The sequence below is a fragment of the Sphingomonas sp. Sphisp66 genome (assembly GCF_047324325.1).
Lineage (GTDB): Bacteria > Pseudomonadota > Alphaproteobacteria > Sphingomonadales > Sphingomonadaceae > Sphingomonas.
Genome location: NZ_CP168508.1, coordinates 4942698 through 4956126, shown reverse-complemented (window position 1 = coordinate 4956126; position 13429 = coordinate 4942698). Strand labels below are relative to the sequence as shown.

Sequence of the window (13429 nt, the reverse complement as noted above, 5' to 3'; positions counted from 1 at the left end):
TAGACCAAAAAACCCCAGCTTTTCCGCGGCTTCTGGCTTTTCATGCAGGTAACCAGGATGACGTTTCGATGACCTTTCGGGCCCGAATCACCCTGAATCAGCCCCGAAAAGCGATTCGAATCGGCGAATCCAGGATACGATTTCCACCCGCGAAACTGCGCAAATCTGCGGTTATCGGCGGTTTACGGCGCATAAAGACGAACGGGCGCATAGCGCGCACATGAGCGAACCCGTGCTGGCCACTCCGGACACCCAAGACACCAGCCTGCGCCAGCAGGTGCGCAGCGCCGTGATCTGGCGATCGGGCACCCAGATCTTCGGGCAGCTGCTGACCTGGGCCTCGACCTTCATCGTCATCCGCCTGCTCGACCCGTCCGCCTATGGCCTGTTCGCGATGACCCAGGTGGTCCTGGTGCTGCTCAACATGCTCAACGGCTACGGCCTCGCCAGCGCCCTGATCCAGCGCGCGGATGCCGGCCGCCACGCGCAGCGCCAGCTGTTCGGCATGCTGATCCTGCTGAACCTGACCCTGGGCGCGGTCCAGCTCCTCGCCGCCCCCGCCGCCGCCGCCTATTACCGCCAACCCGAAGTCGCCGACCTGCTCCGCGTGCAGGCACTCCTCTATATAGCGACGCCGTTCATCGCCCTGCCCCAGGCCCTGCTCTCCCGCGAGATGGACTTCCGCAAGCAGGCGCTGGTCAATTTCGTCTCCGCCCTGGCCGGGGCGGTCACCGCGCTCGCCGGTGCGCTCGGCGGCATGGGCGTATGGACCCTGGTCGCCGCCCCCATCGCGTTGTTCGCCACCCGCGCGATCGGCATGACCATCGCGGCACGCTCCTATATGTGGCCGAGCTTCGACTTCCGCGGCGCCGGCGACATCGCCCGCTATGGCGGCGTGATGGCGACCGGCCAGATCTTCTGGTTCGCGCAGAGCCAGGCGGACGTGTTCATTGCGGGCCGCCTGTTCGACCCGCACATGCTGGGCATCTATACGACCAGCCTGTTCCTCACCCAGATCTTCGTCTCCAAGTTCGTGCCGCCGCTCAACGAAGTCGCCTTCTCGGCCTATGCCCGGCTCAAGGACGACAAGGCGGCGGTGGGCGCCGCCTTCACCCGATCGGCGCAGCTGGTGATGCTGGTCGCCATGCCCTTCTATCTCGGCATGGCCGCGACCGCCGATCCGCTGGTCGCAGTCGCGCTCGGCCCGAAATGGATGGAGGCGGTGCCCGTCGTTCACTGGCTCGCTCTCGCCATGCCGATGATGACGCTGCAGGTGCTGTTCGCCCCGGCGAGCGACGCCTGTGGCCGCCCGGGGATCAGCGCGCAGAATTCGATGACCGGCGCGCTCTGCCTGCCGATCGCCTTCCTGATCGGCGTGCACTGGGGCGTGATGGGGCTCGTCGCCGCATGGTTCGCCGCCTATCCCGTCTATCTGGCGATCTCGACCTGGCGGACGCTGCCGGTGATCGGGGTGAGGCTGGGCGCACTGATCGAGGCGATCGCGCCGCCGGTGCTCGCCGCCGCCGCGATGGCGCTGCTCGTCACGGGGCTCAACGGACTGCTACCCGCGCTTCCGCCGCTCGCCCACCTTGCGCTGCTGGTGAGCGCAGGCGGGCTGGCCTATGCCGGGCTGCTCTTCCTGTTCGCCCGGCCGATGCTGATCGAATCGATCAACCTGATCCGCAATCGCGGCGGCTGAGGTGCCTCAGACCGCCTGGATATAGGCGCGCATCGCATCGGCTTCGGATTCGATGCGCTCGATCCGGTACTTCACCAGATCGCCGATCGAGACGAGGCCGATACAGGTACCGCCCTCGACCACCGGCAGATGGCGGATGCGCCGCCGCGTCATCAGCGCGAGCGCGCCGAGCACCGATTCGCCGGGCGGGACGGTGATCGCCGGGGCGGTCATCACCTCGCTGACCTTGCGCTGGAGCGCGGCGGGGCCGTCCCGCTCGAGGCAATGGATCACGTCACGTTCGGAAAAGATGCCGGCCACTGTGCTGCCGGACATCACGGGCACGGCGCCGATGCGCCGGGCCGAGAGCAATGCGACCGCATCGGCGACGGTTGCGTCGCCCGCGATCGAGATCACCTCGCGCCCTTTTCCCCCCAGGATTGCTGCGATGGTCACCGCTCGACTCCTCATTCGGGTTGAGGCGGTTGAGTCTCCCACACAAACACCCCAATTGCAAAAGAATGGACGCGCCCCAGGGCCTCGACGATCCCGATTACGCCGCCTTTGCCTGGGGGCGCTATCGCCGCATCCTGGGCTGGATGGCGCTGGTCGCGCTGGCGACCGCGATCCTCTGCGTGCTGATCCTCTGGCACTGGCTCGGCTGGCTCAACTTCACCATCGCCTTCGCCACCGGGCTGGGCGTGTTCTTCACCATCCTGCTCGGCGCCGCGCTGATGGGGCTGATGTTCCTGAGCTCGGGCACCGGGCACGACGCGCAGGTGGAGGACCGGATCAGCCCCGAAATAGACATCGGCGACTGAGCTTTCGCCCAGCCGCCGATCCTGTTGCTTATTCCATAGCGAAGCGCGTGCCGTTCAGGCGGTCGCTTCGGCGTCCTTGCGGGCGCGGGTGCGGCGCGGCTTCTTGGCCGGCTCTTCCGCTTCCGCGGCCGGGGCCGCGTCGCTCACGCCGATGGCAGGCGGGAGCACCGCTGCGTCGAGCGCATGGCTTTCCTCGGCCTGGGCTTCCTCGCGGCGCGGACGGCGGGCGCGGGGCGCACGCTCTTCACGCGGGGCACGCTCTTCACGGGGGGCGCGGGCTTCGCGGGGTGCACGCGCCTCGCGGGGTGCCTGCTCTTCGTTCGCGTCGGCGGCTTCGGCCTCGCTCTCGGCGGCATGGCCGTTGGCATAGCCGTTGGCGTGACCGTTGCGCTCCAGGCGCTCGCGGCGGGGCTGGCGCTCCTGGCGGTCCTCGCGGTCGCCACGATCGCGGCCCTGACGCTCGTCACGGTCGCGGCGCGGCTGCTGCTGGACACGCTGCTCGGGCTGGTCCTCGCCATCCTCGGCGCGGTTGCCATCGGCCTCGATGTCGAAATCCTCGTCGTCGCCGTCGAAATCGTCGCGCTGGCGGCGCTGCTGGTTCTGCTCCTCGAAGCGCGAGCGGCTCTCGCTCAGCACGCGGAAATAATGGTCCGCGAACTGGAGATAATATTCGGTGTTGACCCGATCGCCCTGCATCTGGGCGTCGCGCGCCAGATTCTTGTACTTCTCGAGCAGCTGGGCGGCGTTGCCGCGGGCACGGTTGTCGATGCGATTCCCGTTACCCTGGCCGGCGTTGCCACCCTGGCGCTGCTGCTGCCCGCCACGACCACGACGGCGGCCGGCCTGACGATTGTTCATCAAGGTCTGTATGTCCTGTCTTGTTTACGCTGTCCGTCGGTCCAATTCCTGGGTCCCGGATGCAGTTTACAAATGCGCGTCAACGCCTCGGGAGGCGCAACTCGCCTGCCATGGCCACCGGACTGCAGCGGCTATCATGACCTGAATTGGGGCTGTGCTTTTCACGGCCCAAGTTTCAACGGCTTGGTTGAAAGTGCCCTACCCCGTCGCTGTCTTAGCCGGTGCAGCACCAATGTCCAAGCAGAAATATGTGTCGTTTTCGCGTCATTTCAAGAGAGGAGCAGTGCGCGAGGCCGCCCTCCAAGATCCTTATAGAGTGTCACTGCGAAACCTCCATTACGGGCAATCGCGGATACCGATTCTGCCTGGGTCCAGCCGATCTCCAGCACCGCCGCGCCGCCGGGCGCGAGCAGGCGGCGCAGATCGGGGATGATCCGGCGATAATCGTCGAGCCCCTCGGGGCCGGCGAACAATGCCGAGCCGGGCTCATAGGCGCGGACCTGCTCGGGAAGCGGCTCGTCGGTGCCGATATAGGGCGGGTTGGCGAGGATCAGGTCGAAGCGGCCATCGAGGCCGCTGGTCCAGTCGCCCAGCTTGAACCGGGCGCGGTCGTCCATCTCGAGATTCTCGGCATTGATCCCGGCATAATCGAGCGCCTTCTCCGACGCATCGATGCCCAGCCCATGCGCCTCCGGCCATTCGGCGAGCGCGGCGAGCAGCAAGGTGCCGGGGCCGGTGCCGAGATCGAGGATACGGGCCGGCGTGCGCGCGCCGAAATATTCGATCGCCGCCTCGATCAGCGTCTCGCTGTCGGGCCGCGGGATCAGCACGCCGGGGCCGACCGCCAGCTCGATCGTCCAGAAGGCGCGGCTGCCGGTGATGTAGGCGACGGGCTCGTGCGCCAGACGGCGCCGGATCAGGGCTTCCAGCGCCTCGGGCGCGGGAGCGTCGAGATGGCGCAGGATCATCGATTCGCGGGTGACGCCCAACGCATGCGCCATCAGCAGCTCGGCATCGAGGCGGGGGGAGTCGGAGACGGGTTCGAGGCGACGGGCGGCTTCGTTGAGCGCCACGCGCACGCTGTCGCTCACCGCCGGACCTCCCCAAGGCGCCCGGCCGAGAAATGTTGAATCTCTTGATACTCCACGCGGGTGCGGGAGAGGCACGGAGTCAGCGGGTCGATCCGGATTTGCGCGGTGCAGGCCATGCCGGAACCGAAGCAGAAGATTTCCAACATTGCCAGAGGCGGTGGCCTTGGCATCCGGTACTCCCCTCCCTGCAAGGGAGGGGTTGGGGGTGGGTTGCGAGCGAAGCGAGCCCAGCAAGACGGTCAGTGGAAAACAGAAAAGGCCGGGCATCGAGCCCGGCCTTTTCTAACCCACCCCAAGCCCCTCCCTTGCAGGGAGGGGAACAGAAAGGCGTCAGCCGTCGAGCTGCGCCAGCCGGTCGGCTTCGTCCTGGGCGATCAGCGCGCCGATCAGTTCGTCGAGCTCGCCTTCCATCACTTCGGGGAGGCGGTGGAGGGTCAGGTTGATGCGGTGATCGGTCACCCGGCCCTGGGGGAAGTTGTAGGTGCGGATGCGCTCCGAGCGATCGCCCGAGCCGACCATCGAGGCGCGCGCGCCCGAGCGCTCCGAGGCCAGCCGGTCGCGCTCGCGCTCGTAGAGGCGGGTGCGCAGCACCTTCATCGCCTTGGCCTTGTTCTTGATCTGCGAGCGCTCGTCCTGCTGGATGACGATGGTACCGGTGGGAAGGTGCGTGATGCGCACCGCCGAATCGGTGGTGTTGACGCCCTGCCCGCCCGGGCCCGACGCCCGGAAGATGTCGATGCGGAGATCCTTGTCGTCGATCTTGATGTCGGCGTCCTCGGCCTCGGGCAGCACCGCCACCGTCGCCGCCGAAGTGTGGATGCGCCCGCCCGCCTCGGTCGCCGGCACGCGCTGGACGCGGTGGACGCCACTCTCGAACTTGAGCTTGGCGAACACGCCGGTGCCGGTGACGCTGAGCACGACTTCCTTGTAGCCGCCGAACTCCGAATCGGAGGCGGAGATCAGCTCGATCTTCCAGCCCATCCGGTCGGCATAGCGCTGGTACATACGCAGCAGGTCGCCGGCGAACAAAGCCGCTTCGTCGCCGCCGACACCGGCGCGGATCTCGAGCATCGCCGGGCGCGCATCGGCTGCGTCCTTGGGCAGCAGCGAAAGCGCCAGGCCACGCTCGGCAGCGGCCAGCGCCTGTTCGTTGGCGTGGAGTTCCTCCGCCGCCAGCGCGCGCAGCTCGTCATCCGGCTCCTGCGCCATCAGCGCGAGCGATTCGGCCTCGGTGCGCAGCCGGCGGACCTCGCCGGCGGCGAGCGCCACCGGCTCGATCTCGGCATATTCCTTGGAGACGGCGACGAACCGGTCGCCCGACAGGTCGCCGGTCGCCATCTGCGCCTGCAGCTCGTCGCGCCGCGCCTCGATCGCAGCAATACGGTCGGCGGGGATTTTCATCGCGCGGCGCCCGACACCAGAGCGGCGACGGCATCGGCATCGACGGCGTCGCCGTCGATCACACGCTGCGCAATCGAGACCTCGCCATCGCGCTGCTGGAAGGACACCGTCATCGCCGGGCCCGCCTTCATCGCGCGATCATAGCGCTTCTTCGGGCTGCCGGTGGCGAACAGCTCGGCGCTGAACCCGTTGTTGCGCAGCGACGCGAGCAGGCCGATCGCAGCCGTGTCGCTGCCGGCTGCCTCGACCACCACGGCCACCTGCATGCGCTCGACCGCCGGCTCCGGGATCAGCATCGCCAGCCGCTCGACGCCCGCCGCCCAGCCCACGCCCGGGGTCTCGGGGCCGCCGAGATTACCGACCAGCCCGTCATAGCGGCCGCCCGCGAGGACGGTGCCCTGGGCGCCGAGGCGGTCGGTGACGAATTCGAACGCGGTGTGACGGTAATAGTCAAGCCCGCGCACGAGGCGCGAATTGCGCGTCCACCGGACCCCGGCGGCATCGAGCCCGTCGGTGACCGCCTTGAAGAAGGCCGCGGCCTCCTCGGTCAGATACGCGTCGATGTCCGGCGCGCTGTCGGCGATCGGGCGGTCCTTGGGATCCTTCGAATCGAGGATGCGCATCGGGTTCTTCTCGAGCCGGACGAGGCTGTCCTCGCTCAGCTGGTCCCGGTGCGCCTCGAAATGCGCGACCAGCGCGGTGCGCCAGGCGTCGCGCGTTTCCGCGTCACCCAAGGTGTTGAGCTGGAGCGTCACGCCCTCGATGCCCAGCGTGCGCAGCAGCTGGTCGGCCAGCACGAGCAGCTCGACGTCGGCGGCGGGCTCGACCGCGCCGATGATCTCGGCGTCGAGCTGGTGGAACTGGCGGAAGCGACCCTTCTGGGGACGCTCGTAGCGGAACACCGGGCCCGAGGTGACCAGCTTGATCGGCGCGTACTGCTGCCAGCCCTCGGTGATGTAGGCGCGGCAGATGCCGGCGGTGAATTCGGGGCGCAGCGTGATCAGGTCGCCGCCCTTGTCCTCGAAGGTGTACATCTCCTTCGAGACGACGTCCGAGGTCTCGCCCATCGAGCGGGCGAACACGCCCGTCGCTTCGAACACCGGGATGTCGACCCGCTGGAAGCAATAGAGTTTGCGGACGGAATCAAAGGTTTCGAGAACATGCGCGAACCTGCGCTGCTCTTCGCCGAAGATGTCCTGGGTGCCGCGGATGCGGTTGGGCGTTTCAATGCGTGCCATGTTGGCGCGCGCCAATAGGCCTGTTCCCCCGTCGTCGCAACGCGAAAGCCCATGGCGATAGGGAACAGCGTCATAACGTGGCAATTGTTGCACCGGGCAAGCATATGGTGGAAACCTGCCCTGCACCGGGACTTAGTTTCGCGTTTCCCGGATATTTCTTGTGTTGCGCCTGCACAGGCCGCTGCTCAAGAGCGTTTCCGCACAGAACCGCGCCCGAGTCGGCGCCTTGATCCGGGTTGAACACTTGCACCGAATCACCCCTGGCGGCTCCCGCCTTCCTGCCTTCGCATTGCTTTCCGCCACGCTGATTCTCGCTTCCTGCGGGAGCGGCAGCCAGACCGCACAGAAAAAGGGCGCCGGCGGGCCGCCGCAAGTGGGCTTCGTGGTGGTGCAGCCGGGCGAGGTACCGGTGGTCGCGGAGCTGACCGGCCGGGTGAATCCCTATCAGGTCGCCGAGATCCGCCCGCAGGTGGCCGGCATCATCCGCAAGCGCTTCTTCGCGGAGGGATCGATCGTCCGCCAGGGCCAGACGCTCTACCAGATCGACCCGAGCCTCTATGCGGCGAGCGTCGCCGAGGCGTCGGCAAGCCTGCAGAATGCCCGCGCCAATGCCGAGGCGGCGCGGATCAAGGCCGATCGCTACAAGCCGCTGGCCGAGGCCGAGGCGGTGTCGAAGCAGGACTATACCGACGCCGTCGCCGCGGCCCGCCAGGCCAATGCGCAGATCGCCCAGAGCGGCGCGCAGCTGCAGACCGCGAAGATCAACCTGAACTTCACCCGGGTGCCGGCGCCGATCACCGGCCGCATCGGCCGATCGCTGTTCACCGAAGGCGCGCTGGTCACCAACAACCAGGCCGACCCGCTGGCGGTGATCCAGCGGCTCGACCCGATCTTCGTCGACATCCAGCAATCGAGCACCGAGCTGCTCGCGCTGCGCCGTGCGCTCGCCCAGCAGGGCGTCGTCCCGGGCAGCGCCAGCGTGCGCGTCAAGCTGGAGGACGGCAGCGAGTATGGCACGACCGGCACCGTCGAATTCTCCGAAGTGGTCGTCGATCAGAGCACCGGCACGGTGACGCTGCGCGCCCGCTTCGCCAATCCCGACGGGCTGTTGCTGCCGGGCATGTTCGTCCGCGCGGTCTTCACCCAGGCGATCGACACTCGCGCCTTCCTGGTGCCGCAGCAGGCGGTGTCGCGCGACGGCAGGGGCGACGCCCAGCTCTGGGTGGTCGGCGCCAACAACAAGGCCGAGCGCCGCAACGTGACCGCGGACCGCACCCAGGGCGCCTTCTGGGTCATCACCAAGGGGCTCAACCCCGGCGACAAGGTGATCACCCAGGGCATCGCGAACCTGAAGCCCAATGCCGATATCCGCCCGGTCCCGGCCGACACGCCGCAGAAGATCGAGGCGCCCCGCAAGGGCCAGGGCACCGGCGCATCCAAGTCGAAGGGCGGCTAAGCCACTATGTCCCGCGTATTCATCGATCGCCCGATCTTCGCCTGGGTGATCGCGATCATCACCATGCTGATGGGCCTGGGCGCGGTATTCTCGCTGCCCATCGCGCAATATCCGGACATCGCCCCGCCCCAGGTCAACATCCGCGCCACCTATCCCGGCGCGTCGGCGGAGACGGTGCAGAATTCGGTGACGCAGATCATCGAGCAGAACCTGACCGGCATCGACGGGCTGCTCTATTTCAGCTCCTCCTCGACCTCGCGCGGGCAGGTGACGATCAGCGCGACCTTCGACAAGGGCACCGATCCCGACATCGCCCAGGTCCAGGTGCAGAACCAGGTGCAGCAGGCGCTGTCCCGCCTGCCCAACCAGGTGCAGCAGCAGGGCGTGCGCGTCACCAAGTCGAACCCCGACACGCTGCTGCTCGTCGGCGTCTATGACGAGACCGACAAGCGCACCAACCGCGACGTCTCCGACTGGCTCTCGTCCAACCTGCAGGACACGCTGTCGCGCCTGCCGGGCGTGGGCGACGTCAACGTGTTCGGCTCGCCCTATGCGATGCGCATCTGGCTCAACCCGGCGAGCCTAGCGAGCTTCGGCCTTATGCCGAGCGACGTGGTGACGGCAATCACCAACCAGAATACCGAGATCGCGGCGGGCGAGATCGGCGGCCAGCCGCAGCCGAACACGCAGATGCTCAACGCGACGGTGACCGCCCAGTCGCGGCTGCAGACGCCGGAGCAGTTCGCCAAGATCATCCTCAAGACCCAGACCAACGGTGCGCACGTCCTGCTGAAGGACGTCGCCCGGATCGAGCTGGGCGCGGAGAACTACAACGCGGTCAGCCGCGTCAACGGCCATCCCGGCTCGGGCATCGCGATCAGCACCTCGCCGGGCGCCGACGCGCTGAAGACCGCGGACCTGGTCAAGGCGACGGTGGCGGAAGCGGCCAAGGAATTCCCCGAGGGCCTGAACTACGCCTACGCCAACGACACCACCGAATTCATCAAGCTCTCGATCGAGGAAGTGGTGAAGACGCTGGTCGAGGCGATCATCCTCGTCGTCATCGTGATGTTCGTGTTCCTGCAGAGCTGGCGCGCGACCCTGGTGCCGATGATCGCGGTGCCGGTGGTGCTGCTCGGCACCTTCGCGGTGTTCTATGCGCTCGGCTATTCGATCAACACGCTGACCTTGTTCGGCCTGGTGCTGGTGATCGGCCTGCTCGTCGACGACGCGATCGTCGTGGTCGAGAATGTCGAGCGGCTGATGGAGGAGGATCCCGAGCTCACCCCGCGCGAGGCGACGATCAAGTCGATGGACCAGATCCAGATCGCGCTGGTGGCGATCGCGCTGGTGCTGTCGGCGGTGTTCCTGCCGATGGCGTTCTTCGGCGGATCGACCGGCGTGATCTACCGCCAGTTCTCGGTCACCATCGTCTCGGCGATGATCCTGTCGGTGCTGGTCGCGCTGATCCTCAGCCCGGCGCTCACCGCCACCGTGCTCAAGCGCAAGCAGGACATGGCCAAGCCGGGCAGCGGCTGGTTCTCGCGCCGCGTGCCGTTCATCGGCAACGGCTTCCGCAAGGGTACCGAGAAGTTCAACCAGGGCTTCGAGTGGACGATCGACCGCTACACGCGGACGATCTCGTACGTCGTCGATCGCAAGTGGATCTTCCTGCTGATCTACCTGCTGGTCTGCGCGGTGCTGGTGCTGATGTTCTACCGCCTGCCCACGGGCTTCCTGCCGACCGAGGACCAGGGCGCGGCCAGCGTCCAGTTCCGCCTGCCGGCCGGCGCGACCCAGGCGCGCACCCAGGAGGTGCAGCTGGCGGTCGAGAAGTATCTGACCGGGCCGGAGGGCAAGAACGTCAAGACGCTGTTCACCGTGACCGGCGGCGGCGGCGGCGGCGGCGCGAGCGGCCAGAATACCGGCCAGGGCTTCGTCAACTTCGTCCCCTGGGACGACCGCCCGGGCAAGGAGAACGGTGCCGACGCGATCGTCCAGCGCGCGGCGGGCACCTTCCGCAACTTCCGCGACGCCCAGGTCTTCGCGCTTGTGCCACCCGCGATCCGCGGCCTCGGCCAGTCGAACGGCTTCACGCTCGAGCTGCAGAATGCCAGTGGCATGTCACGCGACGACTTCGTCGCCGCCCGCGACAAGCTGCTCGCCGCGGCCAATGCCGATCCGGACCTGCAGGCGGTGCGCCTGTCGGACCTGCCCGACGTCTCGACGCTCAACATCCAGATCGACCAGGAGAAGCTGGCGGCGCTCGGCCTCACCCAGGCCGACGTCAACAACACGCTGTCGACCGCCTGGGGCGGCCGCTACGTCAACGACTTCATCGATCGCGGCCGGGTGAAGCGCGTCTATGTCCAGGGCGATGCGCCCTATCGCGCCGAACCGCAGAACCTCAGCGACTGGTTCGTGCGCGGCAGCGACGGCAAGATGACTCCCTTCTCGTCCTTCGCGACGATCGGCTGGTCGACCGCGCCGACCACCGTCTCGCGCTTCCAGGGCATCTCGGCCTTCGAATTCCAGGGCCAGCCGGCACCGGGCAAGAGCTCGGGCGACGCGATGAGGCGGATGGAGGAGCTCGCCGCGCAGATCCCGGGCACCAGCGTCTCCTGGGCCGGCCTGTCCTACCAGGAGCGGCTGGCGGGCGGGCAGGCACCCCTGCTGTACGGCGTGTCGCTGCTGATCGTGTTCCTATGCCTCGCCGCGCTCTATGAGAGCTGGTCGATCCCGGTCGCCGCGATGCTCGTCGTGCCCCTCGGCCTGATCGGCGCGGTGTTCGCAGTGAGCCTGCGCGGGCTGCAGAACGACGTGTACCTGCAGATCGGCCTGCTCACGACGATGGGCCTGGCAGTGAAGAACGCGATCCTGATGATCGAGTTCGCCGAGCGCGCCGAGAAGGAAGGCAAGCGGGTGATCGACGCCGCGCTCGAAGCCGCGCGCATCCGCTTCCGCCCGATCGTGATGACCAGCCTCGCCTTCATCTTCGGCGTGCTGCCGCTGGCGATCTCGACCGGTGCCGGCGCCAACAGCCGCATCGCGATCGGCACCGCCGTGATCGGCGGCATGCTGACCGCCCTGATCCTCGCCATCTTCTACATCCCGCTGTTCTTCGTGCTCGTCCGTCGCGGCGTGCGCGATTCGCTCAAGGCGGTGCGCGAGCGGATGGGCCGCAACAAGCCGGAGGCGCAGGCATGAAGCGCGCAGTCCTTACCCTGATGCTGGGCAGCGTGCTGGCCGGCTGCTCGATGGATCCGAAGCTGGAGATGCCGGCGGCGCCGGTGCCGCCGAGCTGGCCGGTGGGCGACGCCTATCTGAAGGCGAACGAAGCTGCGCTGCCGACGGTGACCTATCAGGAGATCTTCCGCGATCCCCGGCTGCAGAAGCTGATCGAGACTGCGCTGGCCAACAATCGCGACCTGCGCATCGCCGCGGCCAATATCGCCGCGGCACGCGCCCAGTATCGCATCCAGCGCGCCGACCGGCTGCCCGAGCTCGACGCCGGTGCCGGCGCGACCGTCTCGCGCGGCAGCAGCACCGGCGTGGCGACCGCGGGCAGCAACGGGACGCGCACCAGCTTCTCGGGCGATCTCAGCATCCCGGCGTTCGAGCTCGACCTGTTCGGCCGCGTCGCCTCGCTCACCCGCGCCGAGCAGGACCGCTGGTTCGCGACCGAAGCGGCAGCGCGCGCCACGCGGCTGACGCTGATCGGCGACATCGCCTCGGCCTGGCTCAACCATGCGGCGGACGCGAGCCTGCTCAAGATCGCGCAGGACACCGCGGCCAATGCCGAGCGCTCGGTGAAGCTCACCGACCTGCGGCTGAAGGGCGGCATCGCCCCGCGCACCGACCTTGCCCAGGCGCAGCAGACGCTGGCCAGCGCCCAGTCCGACGTCGCCTCCCAGACCACGGCGGTGGCGCAGGACGTCAATGCGCTGCGCCTGCTCGTCGGCGCGGAGATCGATCCAACCCTGCTGTCCGCGGCGATCGAGGAAGCCGCACCGACCGTTGCCGAGCTGCCCGCCGGGGTCGATTCGGGCGTGTTGCTCCGCCGGCCGGACGTGGTGCAGGCAGAATATACGCTGCGCGCCGCCAATGCCGAGATCGGGGCGGCCCGCGCCGCGCTGTTCCCGCGCATCTCGCTGACCGGGCTGCTTGGTTTCGCCAGCGACGCGCTGACCGGGCTCTTCTCGGGCAATGGCTTCCATTGGTCGGGCGGGGCGAGCGGCAGCTATCCGATCTTCAATGCCGGCGCGGGCCGTGCGGGCGTGCAGGCGAGCGAGGCACAGCGTGACGCGGCGCTCGCCACCTATGAGAAGTCGATCCAGACTGCCTTCCGCGAAGTCGCCGATGCGCTCGCCCGGCGCGGCACGATCGACGACCAGCTCAAGGCCGACACCGCCAACCTGACCGCGGCCCAGGACAATTACCGCCTGTCCGAAGCGCGCTATCGCGGCGGGATCGACAATTTCCTGGCGAACCTGGTGGCGCAGCGCTCCTATTACACCGCGCAGCGCGGGCTGGTGAACACGCGGCTGGTCGAGGCGACCAACCTGGTGACCTTGTACCGCACGCTCGGGGGTGATTCGCTGCTGACGGCTACGGCGAACGGGCCGCAGGCGACGACGCCCGCGCCCTAACTCATCCTCCCCCGCAAGGGGGAGGTGGCGTGCGCAGCACGACGAAGGGGGAGGTAAGCGAGCCGAGAATTGGCTGCTTACCTCCCCTCCACCAGCTTCGCTGGTCCCCCTCCCCCGGGGGAGGATTGTTTCTGACCTCGAATCGCCGGCGATTCGGCAGAGAAACCCTGGGCCCCGGCTTTCGCCGGGGAGCTGGTTGGCTGCAAACGCCGCTGCCCTAGGGTAATTCCGCCCACC

The 13429-nt window shown here is 67.9% G+C and carries 10 protein-coding genes; 5 read left to right on the top strand and 5 right to left on the bottom strand.

Translation table 11 applies throughout. The annotated features are described in order from the left end of the window. The first annotated feature begins 220 nt into the window (after nucleotides 1-220). Nucleotides 221-1699 carry a lipopolysaccharide biosynthesis protein gene (locus ACEN8G_RS22925; RefSeq protein ID WP_413417543.1) on the top strand — a complete coding sequence of 493 codons (1479 nt, stop codon included), beginning with the start codon at nucleotides 221-223 and terminating at the stop codon, nucleotides 1697-1699. Between the two features lie 6 nt (nucleotides 1700-1705). On the opposite strand, the gene ACEN8G_RS22920 is transcribed toward ACEN8G_RS22925, so the two are convergent. Then, complete coding sequence (locus tag ACEN8G_RS22920) at nucleotides 1706-2134, bottom strand: CBS domain-containing protein (RefSeq protein WP_413417541.1); 429 nt, start codon at nucleotides 2132-2134, stop codon at nucleotides 1706-1708. Nucleotides 2135-2199: 65 nt separating this feature from the next. On the opposite strand from ACEN8G_RS22920, the gene ACEN8G_RS22915 reads away from it, so the two are divergent. After that, a complete protein-coding gene (locus ACEN8G_RS22915; RefSeq protein ID WP_413417539.1) occupies nucleotides 2200-2499 on the top strand; it encodes a hypothetical protein in 300 nt (99 codons plus the stop codon). A gap of 54 nt (nucleotides 2500-2553) precedes the next feature. On the opposite strand, the gene ACEN8G_RS22910 is transcribed toward ACEN8G_RS22915, so the two are convergent. From ACEN8G_RS22910 to hisS, 4 genes are all read right to left on the bottom strand, one after another. After that, nucleotides 2554-3360: a DUF4167 domain-containing protein gene (locus tag ACEN8G_RS22910; RefSeq protein ID WP_413417537.1), complete on the bottom strand. Its 807-nt coding sequence runs from the start codon at nucleotides 3358-3360 to the stop codon at nucleotides 2554-2556. Nucleotides 3361-3626: 266 nt separating this feature from the next. Next, a complete protein-coding gene (gene prmC / locus ACEN8G_RS22905; protein WP_413417535.1) occupies nucleotides 3627-4448 on the bottom strand; it encodes a peptide chain release factor N(5)-glutamine methyltransferase in 822 nt (273 codons plus the stop codon). A 330-nt stretch (nucleotides 4449-4778) separates the two neighbouring features. Beyond that, a complete protein-coding gene (gene prfA, locus ACEN8G_RS22900; RefSeq protein WP_413417533.1) occupies nucleotides 4779-5849 on the bottom strand; it encodes a peptide chain release factor 1 in 1071 nt (356 codons plus the stop codon). Then, nucleotides 5846-7087, bottom strand: a complete 1242-nt coding sequence (gene hisS / locus ACEN8G_RS22895) for a histidine--tRNA ligase (RefSeq protein WP_413417531.1) — start codon at nucleotides 7085-7087, stop codon at nucleotides 5846-5848. The genes prfA and hisS overlap by 4 nt, the downstream gene beginning before the upstream one ends. 289 nt (nucleotides 7088-7376) lie before the next feature. Between hisS and ACEN8G_RS22890 the strand changes: the two genes are divergently transcribed. From ACEN8G_RS22890 to ACEN8G_RS22880, 3 genes are read left to right on the top strand one after another with little or no spacing between them, the layout of a single operon-like run. Further along, a complete protein-coding gene (locus ACEN8G_RS22890) occupies nucleotides 7377-8543 on the top strand; it encodes an efflux RND transporter periplasmic adaptor subunit (RefSeq protein ID WP_413417529.1) in 1167 nt (388 codons plus the stop codon). 6 nt (nucleotides 8544-8549) lie between these two features. Beyond that, complete coding sequence (locus ACEN8G_RS22885; RefSeq protein WP_413417527.1) at nucleotides 8550-11750, top strand: efflux RND transporter permease subunit; 3201 nt, start codon at nucleotides 8550-8552, stop codon at nucleotides 11748-11750. Continuing rightward, nucleotides 11747-13192, top strand: a complete 1446-nt coding sequence (locus ACEN8G_RS22880; protein ID WP_413417525.1) for an efflux transporter outer membrane subunit — start codon at nucleotides 11747-11749, stop codon at nucleotides 13190-13192. The genes ACEN8G_RS22885 and ACEN8G_RS22880 overlap by 4 nt, the downstream gene beginning before the upstream one ends. The last annotated feature ends 237 nt before the right edge of the window (nucleotides 13193-13429 follow it).

What these genes read in the sequence shown, in the direction of transcription:
- ACEN8G_RS22925 (WP_413417543.1), top strand. Translation starts at nt 221, where the DNA reads ATGAGCGAACCCGTGCTGGCCACTCCGGACACCCAAGACACCAGCCTG.
- ACEN8G_RS22915 (WP_413417539.1), top strand. Translation starts at nt 2,200, where the DNA reads ATGGACGCGCCCCAGGGCCTCGACGATCCCGATTACGCCGCCTTTGCC.
- prfA (WP_413417533.1), bottom strand. Translation starts at nt 5,849, where the DNA reads ATGAAAATCCCCGCCGACCGTATTGCTGCGATCGAGGCGCGGCGCGAC.
- hisS (WP_413417531.1), bottom strand. Translation starts at nt 7,087, where the DNA reads ATGGCACGCATTGAAACGCCCAACCGCATCCGCGGCACCCAGGACATC.
- ACEN8G_RS22885 (WP_413417527.1), top strand. Translation starts at nt 8,550, where the DNA reads ATGTCCCGCGTATTCATCGATCGCCCGATCTTCGCCTGGGTGATCGCG.
- ACEN8G_RS22880 (WP_413417525.1), top strand. Translation starts at nt 11,747, where the DNA reads ATGAAGCGCGCAGTCCTTACCCTGATGCTGGGCAGCGTGCTGGCCGGC.